Here is a 16,726-nt window from a genome sequence, read left to right as displayed (position 1 = left end):
ATATATTTTGCTTAATTTTGCAACATGCAATTTAAAGTTGAATCAGGATTTAAACCTACAGGCGATCAGCCACAAGCCATCAAACAACTTGTTGATGGTATAAACAGTCATGAAAAATATCAAACCCTCCTTGGTGTAACTGGTTCTGGAAAAACTTTTACGGTAGCCAATGTGATTCAAGAAGTACAAAAACCCACATTGGTTTTAGCACATAATAAAACCTTAGCTGCTCAATTATATTCAGAATTCAAGCAATTCTTCCCCAATAATGCCGTAGAATATTTTGTATCTTATTATGATTATTACCAACCTGAAGCTTACATTCCTGTTTCTGGGGTCTATATAGAAAAAGATTTGTCAATCAATGAAGAGATTGAAAAGATGCGTTTAAGCACAACTTCTTCCCTGCTTTCGGGTAGACGTGATGTTTTGGTAGTCGCATCAGTTTCTTGCTTATATGGTATTGGTAATCCTGTGGAATTTCAAAAAAATGTGATATCTATAGAACGTGATCAAGTTATTTCACGAACCAAATTATTACATCAACTCGTTCAAAGTCTTTATTCCAGAACCGAGGGCGAATTTAATCATGGTAATTTCAGAATAAAAGGAGACACCGTAGACATTTTTCCGAGTTATGCTGATGATGCGTTTAGGATTCACTTTTTTGGAGATGAGATTGAAGATATTGAATCTTTTAATATTCAAAATAGTAAAGTCATTGAAAAATATGACCGATTGAATATTTATCCCGCCAACATGTTTGTAACATCTCCAGATGTATTACAAGGCGCTATCAAAGAAATTCAGGATGATTTAGTAAAACAACACGATTATTTTAAGGAAATCGGTAAACATTTAGAGGCCAAACGTTTAAAAGAGCGTACAGAATTTGATTTGGAAATGATTCGGGAATTAGGCTATTGCTCTGGTATTGAAAACTACTCTAGGTATTTGGATGGTCGCTTACCGGGCACAAGACCTTTCTGTTTGTTGGATTATTTCCCAGATGATTTTTTAATGGTGATTGATGAAAGCCATGTGACTATTTCCCAAGTCCACGCCATGTATGGTGGTGATAGAAGCAGAAAGGAAAATTTAGTAGAATATGGCTTTAGGTTGCCTGCAGCCATGGACAATCGGCCGCTTAAATTTGAAGAATTTGAAGCCTTACAAAATCAGGTTATTTATGTAAGTGCAACTCCTGCCGATTACGAACTTCAAAAAACAGATGGTGTTTATGTGGAGCAAGTGATTCGTCCGACAGGATTATTAGATCCCGTTATCGAGGTTCGTCCGAGTTTGAACCAAATTGACGATTTAATTGAAGAAATTCAGCTTCGTGTAGAAAAAGATGAGCGAATACTTGTTACAACGCTTACTAAACGCATGGCTGAGGAACTGACGAAATATTTAGATAGAATCCAAATTCGCTGTAGATATATCCATAGTGATGTGGACACTTTGGAGCGTGTTGAAATCATGCAAGATTTGCGTAAGGGATTATTTGATGTATTGGTTGGCGTCAACTTACTGCGTGAAGGTTTGGATTTACCAGAAGTATCCCTAGTTGCCATTTTAGATGCTGATAAAGAAGGTTTTTTACGTTCGGCTCGTTCACTTACCCAAACCGTTGGTAGAGCAGCTAGAAACTTAAATGGTAAAGCCATTATGTATGCCGATAAAGTGACCAATAGCATGCAAAAAACCATGGACGAAACCAATTACAGACGAGAAAAACAAATTGCATATAACACAAAACACAATCTAGTGCCTACGGCTTTAAACAAAAGTCTAGACAATGCTTTATCCAAAAATTCGGTGAGCACTTATAGTTATGAGTTGGAAGCTCTTAGAGCCGCAGAACCTGAGAGCAATTATTTGAGTAAACCAGAATTGGAAAAGAAAATCCGTGAAAAGCGAAAACTCATGGAAGAAGCGGCTAAAGCATTGGACTTTATAGTAGCGGCCAAATTACGTGACGATATAAAAAGTTATCAAGATAAACTAGAAAAGCTAAAAGTTTAATAAACTTTTAGCTTTTCTATAACCCTAAGGGTTCAACACTTCAAAATTAAATTGACAATTACTTTTTAATTATATTGGGTTTTAAAAATATCAATCAAAACATCGGGTGGAACGATTTTATTTGGAAAACTTTCCATTAAGTATAAAACTTTGCTTATGGATTCATGACTTAAGCCCATTCTCAAACCGAAGTTATATAATTTTATAGCACCTTTATTTGAACTCTCACTATCAATATTCATCAACAAAACCAAACGATGGAATTGTACAATACGCTCACTATGGGATTTCAAATGCGTATAAGTTACTGGATGTTCTATTAGATATTCAAAGTCTTCACGAGATATTTCCAATTGTCTCGCAACACCTAATAAAAAATTATATTCAATATTTTTTATGTCCTTATCATACTTAGCAAAAGCTATCATTTCGGATAGAAGACTCAACTTTTCTACTCTATTAACCATACTTTTGAGAGATTAATTATTTACAATATAAAGGTAAGGAGAAGTGCCATTTCATAATCGTTGATATAATGTAACTTATCGAAAAGTGAATTGTATTTAATCGTAGATTTTATTTATTTCATCTCAAATATTTTTTTTTGGCTTATAAAAACACCTTAATATTGCTCAATTATAACACTAAAATAATTTTGTTTTTAATAATTAATTAAATGATAATCAATAAGTTATATATAATATTTGATTTTAAATTTTTAATTTGAATCAAGAAAAATTAAGGTATCTTTATAAAAAATTAAAAAACGCTAGAAAGGCAGGTAACTATAGCTAAAATCGATGAAATACACATATAACAAAGGACTATGACAAATAATGATATTTTGAAAAAATTACGGGTGGCATTAAAACTACGTGATGATGATATTGTAGCTATTTTGATGCTGGTGGACTTTAGAATTTCAACAAGCGAACTAGGTGCTTTTTTTAGAAAAGAAGATCATCCAAAATATGTGGAATGTGGCGACCAAATTTTACGTAATTTTTTAAATGGCTTGGTAATTCACTTAAGAGGTCCCATGCCTCCTAAAATGTCCAACGAAGAAAAAAACAAAAATTCCAAAACTGGAGAAACACAACAAGGCGAAGCTTCCGCGAAAGCGATACCAAAGAAGTTTGTAAAAAAGAAAAGCTTATTACACTCTAAAACAAACAAAAAGAGCAACGAATAACGTTGCTCTTTTTTTGACTTTAAGTAAAACCCTTATTGCGCTAATACTTTTTGAACTTTATCTGCGGCCTCTTGAAATTCGGTAGCACTTAATACTGCCAAACCAGAGTTGTCTATTAATTCTTTTGCTATATCTGCATTGGTGCCTTGTAAACGTACAATAATCGGCACATTAATGGTTCCCATATTCTTATAAGCATCAATAACACCTTGTGCAACCCTGTCGCAACGAACAATACCTCCAAAAATATTAATAAGAATGGCTTTTACAGCTGGGTCTTTCAAAATGATTTTAAAAGCAGCTTCCACACGAGCCGCATCTGCCGTACCACCAACATCTAAAAAGTTTGCTGGCTCACCTCCTGCTTGTTTAATTAAATCCATCGTTGCCATAGCCAAACCAGCTCCGTTAACCATACAACCCACGTTTCCGTCAAGATCAACATAGTTCAACCCAACTTCTTTAGCCTCAACTTCTATAGCGTTTTCTTCACGTAAATCACGTAAATCCAAATAATCTTTATGTCTGTAAAGCGCATTATCATCAATAGTCACTTTAGCATCCACCGCTAAAATTAAATTATCACTTGTTTTTAAAACAGGGTTGATTTCAAATAATGACGCATCAGATTTGATGTAAGCTGTATATAAGTTGGTAACAAACTTGGTCATTTCTTTAAAAGCATTTCCAGAAAGCCCTAAATTGAACGCGATTCTTCTTGCTTGAAATGGCAAAATGCCTACAGAAGGATCAATTTCTTCAGTAAATATTAAATGTGGCGTTTTCTCTGCTACCGTTTCAATATCCATACCACCTTCGGTAGAATACATGATCATATTTCTACCAGTGCCTCTGTTTAATAGAACAGACATATAAAATTCACTGGTTTCACTTTCTCCAGGGTAATAAACATCTTCAGCAACCAAAACTTGGTGTACTTTCTTGCCTTCAGCAGATGTTTGAGGTGTAATCAAATTCATTCCGATAATTTGACCCGCAATCTCTTCTACCTCTTTGATGTTTTTTGCAAGTTTAACTCCACCTCCTTTACCACGGCCACCAGCGTGAATTTGTGCTTTTATAACATGCCAACTTGTGCCTGTTTCCGCAGTTAATTCTTTTGCAGCAGTTACTGCTTCTTTTGCATTTTGGGCTACTATACCTCTTTGAATTCGTACTCCAAAACTGCTTAAAATCTGTTTACCTTGATATTCGTGTAAATTCATAACTTGCTTAATCTTTTTTTAAGAAAGGCAAATGTAAATAATACCTATTAATTAGACTAATATTTTGTTTGTGAATGCTTAAAAAACTAAATATAATTTCAAGTTGTTAAATAATTAACAATTTGTTTAATTTGTAAAATTTTTTATTTATTTATTTTTTATTGAAACTAAAAAAATATCTTTGCGGAAAATTAATAAAGACTATGGATAGAGGTCAGTTGCTGAAAATAGCAGAGGAATTTGGAAGCCCCATTTATATTTATGATGCGGAAAAAATCGAATCACAATACAAACGATTAACAAGTGCTTTTAAATCGGTTAAAAAACTAAAAATAAACTATGCTGTAAAAGCATTATCTAATATATCGATATTAAAGTTTTTTAATACGCTTGGCTCTGGTATTGATACGGTTTCTATGCAAGAAGTACAACTTGGATTGGCTGCTGGTTTTAAGCCACAACAAATTATTTTTACACCAAACGGTGTGTCATTGCATGAGATTGAGGAAGCTGCAAAACTGGGTGTTCAAATAAACATAGACAATCTGTCTATTTTAGAACAATTTGGAACCAAACACCCAAAAACGCCTGTTTGCATTCGCATCAATCCGCATGTGATGGCTGGTGGGAACAGTAATATTTCGGTGGGACATATCGATTCTAAATTTGGGATATCCATCCATCAAATTCCACATTTACTGCGTATTATTGACAATACAAAAATGAACATTAATGGGATTCACATGCACACTGGTAGTGATATTCTTGATATTGATGTATTTTTATATGCTAGTGAAATTTTGTTTGAAACGGCTAAACAATTTAAAAATTTAGAGTTTATAGATTTCGGTTCTGGTTTTAAAGTGCCGTACAAAGCTGGCGATATTGAAACCAATATTGAAGAATTGGGGCAAAAATTATCTGATAAATTCAATGATTTCTGTAAAGAATATGGCAAAGACCTGACGTTGGCTTTTGAACCTGGAAAATTTTTGGTAAGTGAATCTGGTTTCTTTTTGGCACAGGTAAATTCCGTAAAACAAACAACATCTACGGTGTTTGCTCAAGTAGATTCTGGATTTAACCATTTAATAAGGCCTATGTTTTATGGTTCCCATCATGATATCAGCAATATTTCAAATCCTGAAGGTCGTGAACGATTCTATACGGTAGTTGGTTATATCTGTGAAACTGATACATTTGGAAATAACAGACGTATTAATGAAATTAATGATGGTGATATTTTGTGCTTTAAAAATGCTGGTGCCTATTGCTTTTCAATGGCAAGCAATTACAACTCAAGATTCAAACCTGCTGAAGTTTTATGGTATCAAGGAAAAGCACATTTAATTAGAAAAAGAGAAACGTTTGATGATATTTTAAACAATCAAATAGCCATTGATTTTGCTCCAAAAAAAGAAAAACAGTTGGTTAAATAAACCTAATTAAATCTTAGTTATTAAAAATGCTCAACGTTTGTTGAGCATTTTTTCTTATTTACATATTAAGAGCACAAAAGCATTGGAATCTACTCATTTTTCAACTGTTCTATATACATTTTTAAATTCTCTTGAATATCATCATCAAGCTCAGGCTCTTTAATATCGGTGTATTCTTTTAAGGTTTCGTACATGATTTTAGCAACAATATAGCGAGCGGAATCTTTATCATCTGCTGGAATATTATACCAAGGCGCATGTGGTTTTGTGGTTCTATTGATAGCATCTTCATAACATTTTTGGTATTCATCCCAAAGTTTCCGTTCTTTTAAGTCGCCTGGAGAAAACTTCCAATTTTTTTCTTTTTTATCCAGACGTCTTAACAGCCTATCGCGTTGTTCATCTTTCGAAAGATTTAAAAAGAATTTAAAAATAATCGTGCCGTTTTCGGCAATATGCTTTTCAAAATTATTTATTTCTTCAAAACGCTTGTCCCAAAACGCATCATTCACGTCCTCAACCGAATTTACCGTTGGAATGTTTTCTCCCAATATGTAATACGGATGTACACGAGTCACCAAAACATTTTCATAATGGGTTCTATTAAAAACACTGAACTTACCTCGTTCTGGAAGTGCCACATAATGACGCCATAAATAATCGTGTCGTAATTCTAACTCCGTAGGCACTTTAAAACTATGCACCACAACTCCCCTAGCATTAAAATCTTTAAAGACTTCCCTTATTAAACTATCTTTTCCTGCTGTATCCATACCTTGTAAACAAACTAAAACGGCATATTTTCCATGCGCATACATGGTATCTTGAATATCGCCAAGCTTTTTCCTTATATCTTCAATTTCTTTATCGGCATTGTCAATTACCATTTTCGTTCGCGCATCCTTTAAAGATATTTTCGAAGTAATTTTAAAATCATCTATGTTTACAGACTCCATATTTTACTATTTATTTGATTATATCTCCTAAATATACTAAAATATATATTCGATGAACGACATTCTTATTAATAAGGGTTTTAATATATTTGACACGCCTACTTATTAATTTAAACCCAAATGTTATGGAAAAACACTACATTTTTTTATTATTTTTACTCTCTTCGCACGTCTTTTTTGCGCAAACAGCTTGCGATGATGCTAATTCAGATTTAATTTATGCGTACTCCCATGTAAAATCTTCCTATAATTCCAACAATATATCGCACCTAAAATATTATGCTAACAGATCTTTAGAAGCTTTTGAGCGTTCAAAGAAGAAATTAAAAGCGTGCGGTTGTGAAACTGCGTTTGACATGGCCTTCGAAAGTGCGCAACTTTTAAGCAAAGTAGAAACTGCAGAAACTTATGAAGATGGACGTTTTTTTGTTAAAAGAGCTAGGGATATTGCACAGGAAAGTGTTACAGAACTTGATAAATGCACCGTTCCTACAAAAGATATTCAAGTAAGCAATGACACCAACCAATTATCTTCTTTACAAATTGAGCAAGAAAAATTAAGACAACAACAAGAAGACTTAAAACGTAGAGCGGAAGAAATTAAAATAAAAATGGCAGAGCAGGATGAGATGGCCTTAAAACTTAAAAAAGAAGAAATAATCAGTTCTTATAAAACTGCTATATCGTCCAACATTGAAAGTTATAATAACGCTTTAAAAGTCTGTAATTGTGGGCATGAACTAATAAAACTTGAGGATAAAGCTACTGATGTGTCTCAAAAAAGCGTTGAAGAAATTAAATCCTATTATTTAAACAGCTTAAAAGGATTAACATCAAATTATTTAGCACAGTTAAATTCATGTGACAAATAATTCTAATATTATATAAAAACCAAAGCTCCTTAAAGTGTTCATTTTTAAGGAGCTTATTTTATTTTGAAGCGAATAATTTTACGTCATTTTCACTTACTTCGTTACCGCCTAATATAATTAAACGTTCAATAACATTCCGCAATTCCCTAATATTACCAGTCCAATCGTAATTTTGTAATAATGTTATGGCTGCATTTGAAAATACTTTTTTGGCATTTCCGTGTTCGTCGGCTATCTTATTGGTGAAATAATCAATCAACATAGGGATGTCTTCCCTTCTATCATTAAGTGGTGGTACTTGAACCAGAATCACTGCCAATCTATGATACAAATCCTCACGAAACCTACCTTCTTCAATTTCCTTTTTTAAATTTTTATTGGTAGCAGCGACCACGCGAACATTCACTTTAATATCTTTATCACTACCAACACGCTGAATTCTACTTTCCTGCAAGGCACGTAATACTTTAGCCTGTGCGGATAAACTCATGTCCCCTATTTCATCCAAAAAAATAGTGCCTCCGTTAGCAGCTTCAAATTTTCCAGCTCTATCCTTTACAGCACTTGTAAAAGCTCCTTTTACGTGTCCAAACAATTCACTTTCTATCAACTCGCTTGGTATGGCCGCACAATTAACCTCAATCATGGGGCCTTCACAGCGGTCACTTTTTTGATGCAACCAATGCGCCACCAATTCCTTACCCGTTCCATTTGGCCCTGTAATAAGTACCCTGGCATCCGTTTGTGCTACTTTTTCAATAATATCTTTTATATGTGTAATGGCTTTACTTTCGCCAACCATTTCAAAATTTTTACTGACTTTTTTCTTTAGTAGCTTGTTTTCAACAACAAGTTCTTTTTTATCCAGAGCATTTCTAACTGTGTTTAACAATCTGTTTAAATCGGGTGGTTTAGAGATATAATCAAAAGCTCCTAATCGCATGGTATTGACAGCGGTATCTAAATCACCGTGACCAGAAATCATAACAATAGGTATTTCTGGCTTTAATTTTTTTACGACTTCCAACACTTCTACACCATCCATCTTAGGCATTTTTATATCGCAAAGAATCAAATCAAAATCGTCGTTTTTAATTTTTTCGATACCTTCCAAACCATCTTGGGCTTCCTCAACTTGATAGGTATCATTTTCTTCTGAAAGGATTTTTGCTAACACACGTCTTATGGCCGCTTCGTCTTCAATTATTAAAATTTTGGGCATATTTTTTTAGATTTAAGATAACAGACTTAAGATAATAGACTTAAGATTGAAGACAACCGCCAACAAAACATCTATTTTATATAAATCAGGTTTTAGTCCTATTATCATTAATTTATAACTCTTACATCACTATTTGATTGTTTAATATATATTTTTATCATTTATAAATCAACTGCGTTTTTTCAATTTGCAAACTAAACCAAAATTATATGCTAAGCACCTAGAAAATCTCTATTCCAATATATATTATCTTTAGTCTTGTGCCTTTTGTCTATAGTCTTTCGTCTTTTCAAAAACATGAATATCTCTTTGTGGGAATGGTATGGAAACATTATGTTCTCTAAACAATCTGTCAATTTCAAAACGTATATCGCTTTTTGGCACGTTAGCCCCAAAACTATCAGCTAAGGTAAATATGACTTTAAAATCTAATGAACTCTCACCAAAATTAGCAAACAGTACAATAACTTCTGGCTCTGATAATACATCAGGGTGTGTACTGGCTGCCTGGATTAATAGCTTCCTTACCAATTGAACATCGCTACCATAGGCTACTCCAACATCTACAGATTCTCTTGTTAGTGTGCCATTTTGTGTCCAATTATAAAGACTGTTATCCAGGTATAAATGATTAGGTATTATCAAAACCCTATTATCTCTTGTTACAGCTCTAGTAGTTCTCAATTTAATCTCTTCTACCCTTCCTACCTTTCCTTCAATTTCTATAATATCGCCCACATGAACCGTTTGGTCAATTAAAATAAAAACCCCAGAAATAATGTCCTTAAATAATGTTTGAAGTGCTAATCCAATACCAATCATTAATGCCGCTGATGCTGCAAAAACGGCGGTCACATTGACGCCTAAACCATTTAAGGTAATTAGCAAAATGATTAAATAGACTAGCCATCTAAAATATCCATAAACGACGTTAAACTTACCTTTATCATCTTCTGGAAGATTTCTAGTAATAATTCTTAAAACCAATCTTAAAATAAGCGTGGTTATAAAAATAATGGTAATAACAATTAGTACGTCTCTAACCGAAATACTGATATCATTAGAAAAATCGACATGTTGATTGAGCATCTCCGTGATTTTTTCCCAAAGAGAACTTTCTTTAATTTTAGTTTCTATTTTTTGTAAATCCTGATTCATTTTAATACTTCATCCATTTTATCAATTCCTTGTAACTAGGCTTTTTGCCATACATTAAAATGCCTACCCGGTAAATTTTTGCCGCAAACCATACAATTGAAATAAATGTACCAATTAAAATTAATAATGACAGTAATTGTTGCCATAACGGTACACCAAAGGGAATTCGCATTAACATTACCACGGGTGATGTAAATGGAATAAACGAAAACACGGTTGAAACCGTACCATGAGGATCTTCTATAACGGTGAAAAAACCAATATAAACAGCTAATATTAATGGCATCATAACTGGCAATAAAAATTGTTGGGTATCTGTTTCATTATCCACAGCGGCACCTATAGCAGCATATAACGAACTATATAATAAATAACCACAAATAAAAAATAGAATGAATGCAATAATAAGATTGGTAATTGGCAGATTATAAAACGCCGTCATGATATCTTGTAATTGCATATTCGCCTCAGGATTTTCCATGGCTTGTTGCATCATTTGTTGTTGTGGTGATTGCATTTGGGTAACATCAATTCCAAAGACTGTAGAAATAATAATCAATAAAACGCCACCTAATACTATCCAAACTAAAAATTGGGTAATACCAGCCAAAGAAGTTCCAATGATTTTGCCCAACATTAATTGCACTGGTTTTACTGAAGAAATAATGACTTCTATAATGCGACTTGTTTTCTCTTCAATAACGCTACGCATGATCATATTACCATAAATAATGATGAACATAAATAACAGATACCCTGCCAATCCTCCAAAAATAAGCTTTAGAACGCTGTCAATTTTGGAAGTTTTTTGACCTTCAAAACTTTCTTGTTCAATAGAAACAGTAGCTCTTGATGTTTTTATTTTCTCAATATCAAAACCTGCTTTTTGCAATTTAAGGTCCGTAAGCTTATTTTCTAAAATACCTTCTAAATCTGAAATCAAACTGAGAGAAGGCGATTCTTCTGAATAAAACTCCATCTGAGTGGGTACAAAATTTATGGTATCTAATTTACCTATATGTAATAAGCCATAATTTGAGGTCTCCTTAACAATCGTCTTTGCATCTGTTAAAGTCATGTCTTCAAACACATTGTATTTTGTATGTTCTGAATTTTGAAAAGCATCTTTTACTAATCCAGATTCATCTAATATGGATATTGTCCGTTGTTTATCATTATTTAATTGTGATAAATAGGCGACAACAGATATTAAAATAATCATGATAATCGGACTTAAAAAAGTCATAACTATAAATGATTTATTTTTAACCTTTGTTAAATACTCGCGTTTTATAATGAGTGGTAAATGGTTCATATTATCAATTATTCTTTACTGTTTGAATAAAAATATCGTTCACGCTTGGTATCAATTCCACAAAATGGGATACATCTCCTCTGGATGTTAAAAAGCTTAATAAATCATTTGCTTTATCGTTTTCTGAAAGTTTGATATTAAGCTTCAACTCATCTCCCAATGTTCTAAAATTAGCAGGTGCTATTTGAAATTTTTGTGACAATTCCTGTTGTAAACTGGATTTTTCTTGAACTGTAATACCAACCTCATACGTATTGGTTTTAAATTGGCGTTTAACATCTACCAATTTTCCATCTAAAATTTTATTCGATTTGTGTATCAATGTAATATCATCACACAACTCTTCAACGGATTCCATTCTATGGGTTGAAAAAATAACCGTGGCACCATCATTCCGTAACTGCAAAATTTGGTCTTTAATTAAATTAGCATTTATGGGATCAAAACCCGAAAAAGGCTCATCGAAAATCAATAATTTTGGATTATGCAAAACCGTCACCACAAATTGTATTTTTTGTGCCATCCCTTTTGAAAGTTCTTGGATTTTCTTGTTCCACCAATCACCAATTTCAAGTCGTTCAAACCAATATTTCAAGCGTATTTTTGCTTCTGCTTTACTTAACCCTTTTAATTGTGCCAAATATAAAACCTGCTCACCTACTTTCATGGTTTTATACAAACCCCGTTCTTCCGGTAAATACCCAATATCCGTTATATGATTTGCGTTAAGTGCCGTTCCATCTAAAAAAACAGTACCACTATCTGGCATGGTAATTTGATTAATAATTCGGATAAGGGTTGTTTTTCCTGCTCCGTTGGGCCCCAATAATCCGTAGATACTTCCTTTGGGAACCGTTAAAGACACATTGTTAAGTGCCGTAAAGTCTCCGTAGTTTTTCGAAACGCCATTGACTTCTAGTAAGTTGCTCATTCTAGTTTTTAATTGACTTTGAAACGTAAATATATTAAATGTTAAGGGAGTAGTTTAAACCTTTTTTGGATAATTTAATATTTAAATGAATGGCTATAAAAGCAAAACCCACCCTCAATAAATTAAGGATGGGAAAAAAATTGCTATGAAAAAGAAAAATATCACTAAAATGAATTAGTGATATTCAAATATAGTTTTTTTTTAATTATCAACAAAAGAATATGATAAGTTATAAGCAAAAAAAATCCGTATAAATACGGATTCTTTATTTTATAGCTTTATAACTAAGAAAACATATCCTTTACCTTTTCAAAAAACGATTTATCTGTACTATCTGGCTTCGGTTCAAAATGCTCATCATTTTGCATGGATTCAAAAAATTCCTTTTGTTGTTTACTAAGTGTTTTTGGTGTCCAAACATTAACATGTACTAACAAATCGCCTCGGCCATAACCATTTATACTCGGAATTCCTTTTCCCCGTAAGCGTAAAATTTTACCTGATTGTACACCAGCTTCCACCTTAATACGTACTTTTCCTGTTACGGTGTCTATTTCTTTTGAGGTTCCTAAAACAGCATCGGGATAACTTATATACATATCATAATGCAAATTATCACCTTCACGCTGCAATTTATCATGTTTTTCTTCTTCAATGACTACAATAAGATCGCCTGCAATACCATGACCTGGTGCTTCATTTCCTTTACCAGAGACTTTAAGTTGCATATCATCTACAACACCTGCTGGGATTTTAATGGAAACCGTTTCTTCAATGATTTTTAAACCTTGTGCATCGGCATCGGCTGGTTTTTTATCAATCACTTGTCCGGCACCACCGCACACATTACATGGTGATGATGTTTGCATTCTCCCTAAAATGGTATTGGCAATACGTGTTACTTGACCGCTACCATTACAGGTTGAGCATGTTTTATAGGTAGTTCCTTGTGCTTGAACTTTACGTCTTACTTTTATTTTCTTTTCAACCCCGTTGGCAATTTCTTCAAGATTTAATTTTACCCTGATACGTAAATTGCTTCCTTTTACACGGCGTTGACCGCCTCCACCGCTAAAACCAGAAAATCCGCCTCCGCCAAAAGCACCTCCAAAAATGTCACCAAACTGGCTGAATATGTCATCCATATTCATGTTCCCCCCATTAAAGCCGCCGCCACCTTCAAAAGCTTGATGTCCGAATTGGTCGTACTTAGCTTTTTTATCGGCATTGCTTAATACCTCATAAGCTTCAGCAGCTTCTTTAAACTTGGCCTCAGCATCTTTATTATCTGGGTTTTTATCTGGGTGGTATTCAATAGCTTTTTTACGATATGCCTTTTTTATTTCGGCTTCACTTGCATTTTTATTGATACCTAATATCTCGTAGTAGTCTCTTTTTGCCATGTTCCTTTACTAAATCCTTTTCCAATGGAAAGAACTTTTAAATTAATATTTTTTATTGTCCAATGACGACTTTAGGAAAACGAATGACTTTATCGCCAAGTTTATATCCCTTTTCAATAATATCGATAATTTTTCCTTTTAAATCTTCCGTTGGTGCGGGAATTTGTGTAATTGCCTCATGGTTATCGGCATTAAAGGCCTCTCCTTTATCAATTTTAATGGCAACTAGCCCTTTTTGTTCCAAAGTATTCATTAATTTCTGATAAATTAATAATACGCCTTTTCGTAAAGCTTCTGCTTCTTTATCATCGTCAATATGGCTTAATGCACGTTCAAAATCATCAAGAACTGGCAATAATGTTTTCATGACATCTTCGCTAGCTGTTGCAAATAATTCAATGCGCTCTTTAGATGTACGTCGTTTATAATTTTCAAACTCAGCAAATAAGCGTAAAAATTTATCTTTTTCTTGTTTTAATTCTTCTTGCAATTTTTCTTCAAGGGTTTGTTCTTCAACAACTTGTTTCTCAACATCAACAGTTTCTGTTTGAGTTTGGGTTGCTTCTTCTGATTTTATATCCTCTTTCTTATCTTTTTTACTCATATATTTCTGATATTAATACAAACACGTAAACGTATTGGCAAAATTACTGCCATTATTATAAAAATGTCATAATGTCATTCATTTTTTTTTGAAAGCGATAAAACAAATTATTTATTTTAAATATCATATTTTTGTTAATATGACAAATTAATTTTTAATCAATCATGAAACATAAAATATTTATAATTTCAACAATACTTTTAATTTCAAGTTTTAAGCTATATAGCCAAAATATAACTGTACAAGGAACTGTAAAAAACAATTTTGACGAACCCATAGAATCTGTTTTCGTGAAAATCAAAGGTAATGATATGGGCGTTTTTACTGATTCAACTGGATTTTACAGCATCTTAGTTCCCCCAAAAAGCAAATTGATTTTCTCCCAAATAAGTCAAGGTTACAAAACCCAAAAAATATCAGTAAAAGGAAAGGATATACATGATGTTTTTCTTGAATACAACATAAAAGCTAAGCCCTACGAAGGTAAAGATGTCAATACAGGCTATGGAAAAATTAAGCAATCTGAAAGCACCATATCTGTTAGTTCTGTTGACGAAAAATTTATAGAACAAGAAAACAATTTGGATATGGCAACTTATTTAAGAACCGTTCCTGGTGTTAGTGTTGTTGAAGAAGGTGGGAATTTAGGAATTACGATTAGAGGAAATCGCAGTTTAATGTCCAGCGATGCGCCTCTCATCATACTTAACGGTTCTCCATATAATGGCTCATTAAAGAATTTAAACCCAAGGGATATAAAATCTATTGATGTGTTAAAAGATGCCTCTGCAACCGTTGCCTATGGTTCTAGAGGTTCTAATGGCGTTATTTTAATTACAACTAAATAAGCTAAGAAATATTAATTTGCTATACAGCTTTTTACAGTGTTAGGTAATAACTAAATAACATTAAATACAATCAAATGAAAATAAAAATTTTACTGCTATTGACAACCATATTAATTTGTAGTTGTGTTGATAAAAAAAATGACACTGACCATAAACCTGAAATAACAACCAATACAAAAGAAATGACCAAACAATTGCGCCATGTGGTATTATTCAAATTTAAAGAAACGTCAACACCTGCTGATATTAAAGGAGTAGAAACGGCTTTCGGGAAATTACCTTCTGAAATTAAAGAAATTAAAGATTATGAATGGGGATTGAACAACAGTCCTGAAGGATTAAGCAAAGGATTTACACATTGTTTTTTGGTCACGTTTGATAGCGAGGAAGATAGAGCTATATACCTACCGCATCCAGCACATAAAGCCTTTGTTGATGTTTTAAGTCCACATTTGGATGATGTTTTGGTTATTGATTATTGGAACTAAATTATGATGGGATAAAACCAAAAAAATCATCCCAACAAATCATCCAATGCCGGTTTTAAATAGCTAAATTGAAAACTGAAACCTTTATTTTCTATTTTTTTAGAGCTTACCCGCTGGCTATTAAACAGCAAAGTGTGCATCTCCCCTAAAATCAATTTCATAGCCATTTTAGGTATGCTGGGTAAAAACAAGGGCTTATCTAATGTTTTAGCAATGGATTTTATTAACTCCTTATTAGTCACAGGATTTGGAGCGACACCATTATAAACGCCTTCTAATGCATTTGTTAATATATAAAGATACATATTAGCTAAATCGTCAAGATGAATCCACGACTGCCATTGTTCTCCTGTTCCAAAAGAAGCACCTAATCCAAATTTTATGGGTTTCGCCATTTCTGGAAGCGCACCTCCTTTTTCTGATAATACTAATCCAGTTCTAACTTTAGAAACCAATAGATTTAATTCCGAAAATCCATCCACACTTTGCTCCCATTTTGTGACTACCTGACTTAAAAACGTATCCTCAAAACCTTTAAATGTTTCCTCATAATAGTGGGTTATCGAATCTGGATAGATTCCAATGGCACTTGATGCTATAACATGCTTAATAGAATGAGACTCTCCTTTTAAGGAATCAATTAAAAGTTGGGTGCTTTCAACTCTACTATCTATAATCTCTTCTTTGTAAGCAGGAGTCCATCGTTTTGAAATAGAGGCACCAGCTAAATGAATAATGGCATCAACCTCTTTAAAACAATTTGTATCTATTTCTTTATTTGTAGTATTCCAGTAAAATCCCTGGTAATTTTTTGTGTGTTCAATTTTAGACTTACTTGTTGTTAAGTAATTTACATCTATGTTATTTATATGGCAGCGTTTAACTATTTCTTTCCCAATAAGCCCCGTTGCACCTGTAATTAAAACTCTCATAATCATTTTTTATAAAATTACGAAATGATAAGAGTACAAACGTTCTATTTATATTAGGTTTAACAGAAACAATTAACAATGAATAATAAAATAGACTACGCTTCTTTACAAG

At 33.1% G+C, this 16,726-nt stretch carries 16 protein-coding genes; 6 read left to right on the top strand and 10 right to left on the bottom strand.

What is annotated here, in order from left to right:
* The first annotated feature begins 24 nt into the window (after positions 1-24).
* Positions 25-2,028, top strand: coding sequence for an excinuclease ABC subunit UvrB (gene uvrB / locus CDH49_RS13665; protein WP_100616096.1), 2,004 nt, complete (start codon positions 25-27; stop codon positions 2,026-2,028).
* 65 nt (positions 2,029-2,093) lie between these two features.
* Here the strand turns inward: uvrB and CDH49_RS13660 are convergent, their stop codons facing one another.
* Positions 2,094-2,495 carry a hypothetical protein gene (locus CDH49_RS13660; RefSeq protein ID WP_100616095.1) on the bottom strand — a complete coding sequence of 134 codons (402 nt, stop codon included), beginning with the start codon at positions 2,493-2,495 and terminating at the stop codon, positions 2,094-2,096.
* Between the two features lie 359 nt (positions 2,496-2,854).
* Here CDH49_RS13660 and CDH49_RS13655 point away from each other — a divergent pair, with 359 nt between their 5' ends.
* A complete protein-coding gene (locus CDH49_RS13655) occupies positions 2,855-3,220 on the top strand; it encodes a DUF1456 family protein (protein WP_100616094.1) in 366 nt (121 codons plus the stop codon).
* A gap of 32 nt (positions 3,221-3,252) precedes the next feature.
* Here the strand turns inward: CDH49_RS13655 and sucC are convergent, their stop codons facing one another.
* Positions 3,253-4,446: an ADP-forming succinate--CoA ligase subunit beta gene (gene sucC / locus CDH49_RS13650; RefSeq protein WP_100616093.1), complete on the bottom strand. Its 1,194-nt coding sequence runs from the start codon at positions 4,444-4,446 to the stop codon at positions 3,253-3,255.
* A 203-nt stretch (positions 4,447-4,649) separates the two neighbouring features.
* Between sucC and lysA the strand changes: the two genes are divergently transcribed.
* Positions 4,650-5,885, top strand: coding sequence for a diaminopimelate decarboxylase (lysA, locus tag CDH49_RS13645; RefSeq protein ID WP_100616092.1), 1,236 nt, complete (start codon positions 4,650-4,652; stop codon positions 5,883-5,885).
* An 89-nt stretch (positions 5,886-5,974) separates the two neighbouring features.
* Here the strand turns inward: lysA and CDH49_RS13640 are convergent, their stop codons facing one another.
* Positions 5,975-6,841, bottom strand: a complete 867-nt coding sequence (locus CDH49_RS13640; protein WP_100616091.1) for a PPK2 family polyphosphate kinase — start codon at positions 6,839-6,841, stop codon at positions 5,975-5,977.
* A gap of 125 nt (positions 6,842-6,966) precedes the next feature.
* On the opposite strand from CDH49_RS13640, the gene CDH49_RS13635 reads away from it, so the two are divergent.
* Positions 6,967-7,713, top strand: a complete 747-nt coding sequence (locus tag CDH49_RS13635) for a hypothetical protein (protein WP_100616090.1) — start codon at positions 6,967-6,969, stop codon at positions 7,711-7,713.
* A 58-nt stretch (positions 7,714-7,771) separates the two neighbouring features.
* On the opposite strand, the gene CDH49_RS13630 is transcribed toward CDH49_RS13635, so the two are convergent.
* From CDH49_RS13630 to CDH49_RS13605, 6 genes are all read right to left on the bottom strand, one after another.
* On the bottom strand, positions 7,772-8,935 hold the full coding sequence (locus tag CDH49_RS13630; RefSeq protein WP_100616089.1) for a sigma-54-dependent transcriptional regulator: 1,164 nt from the start codon (positions 8,933-8,935) through the stop codon (positions 7,772-7,774).
* A 252-nt stretch (positions 8,936-9,187) separates the two neighbouring features.
* On the bottom strand, positions 9,188-10,093 hold the full coding sequence (locus CDH49_RS13625; protein ID WP_100616088.1) for a mechanosensitive ion channel family protein: 906 nt from the start codon (positions 10,091-10,093) through the stop codon (positions 9,188-9,190).
* Between the two features lies 1 nt (position 10,094).
* Positions 10,095-11,408, bottom strand: coding sequence for an ABC transporter permease (locus CDH49_RS13620; protein WP_100616087.1), 1,314 nt, complete (start codon positions 11,406-11,408; stop codon positions 10,095-10,097).
* A 4-nt stretch (positions 11,409-11,412) separates the two neighbouring features.
* Entirely contained in the window at positions 11,413-12,339 is a 927-nt protein-coding gene (locus CDH49_RS13615) for an ABC transporter ATP-binding protein (RefSeq protein ID WP_100616086.1), read from the bottom strand.
* A gap of 284 nt (positions 12,340-12,623) precedes the next feature.
* A complete protein-coding gene (gene dnaJ / locus CDH49_RS13610) occupies positions 12,624-13,742 on the bottom strand; it encodes a molecular chaperone DnaJ (protein WP_100616085.1) in 1,119 nt (372 codons plus the stop codon).
* A gap of 52 nt (positions 13,743-13,794) precedes the next feature.
* Complete coding sequence (locus CDH49_RS13605; RefSeq protein ID WP_100616084.1) at positions 13,795-14,346, bottom strand: nucleotide exchange factor GrpE; 552 nt, start codon at positions 14,344-14,346, stop codon at positions 13,795-13,797.
* Positions 14,347-14,510: 164 nt separating this feature from the next.
* On the opposite strand from CDH49_RS13605, the gene CDH49_RS13600 reads away from it, so the two are divergent.
* Both CDH49_RS13600 and CDH49_RS13595 read left to right on the top strand, forming a co-directional pair.
* Positions 14,511-15,194: a TonB-dependent receptor plug domain-containing protein gene (locus tag CDH49_RS13600; RefSeq protein WP_100616083.1), complete on the top strand. Its 684-nt coding sequence runs from the start codon at positions 14,511-14,513 to the stop codon at positions 15,192-15,194.
* 74 nt (positions 15,195-15,268) lie between these two features.
* Positions 15,269-15,682: a Dabb family protein gene (locus CDH49_RS13595; protein WP_100616082.1), complete on the top strand. Its 414-nt coding sequence runs from the start codon at positions 15,269-15,271 to the stop codon at positions 15,680-15,682.
* Between the two features lie 26 nt (positions 15,683-15,708).
* On the opposite strand, the gene CDH49_RS13590 is transcribed toward CDH49_RS13595, so the two are convergent.
* Positions 15,709-16,614: a TIGR01777 family oxidoreductase gene (locus tag CDH49_RS13590; RefSeq protein ID WP_100616142.1), complete on the bottom strand. Its 906-nt coding sequence runs from the start codon at positions 16,612-16,614 to the stop codon at positions 15,709-15,711.
* Positions 16,615-16,726: the final 112 nt, after the last annotated feature.

The organism is Confluentibacter citreus (assembly GCF_002807055.1).
In the GTDB taxonomy this organism is placed as follows: Bacteria; Bacteroidota; Bacteroidia; order Flavobacteriales; family Flavobacteriaceae; genus Confluentibacter; species Confluentibacter citreus.
This window is presented reverse-complemented; position numbering and strand designations above follow the sequence as displayed.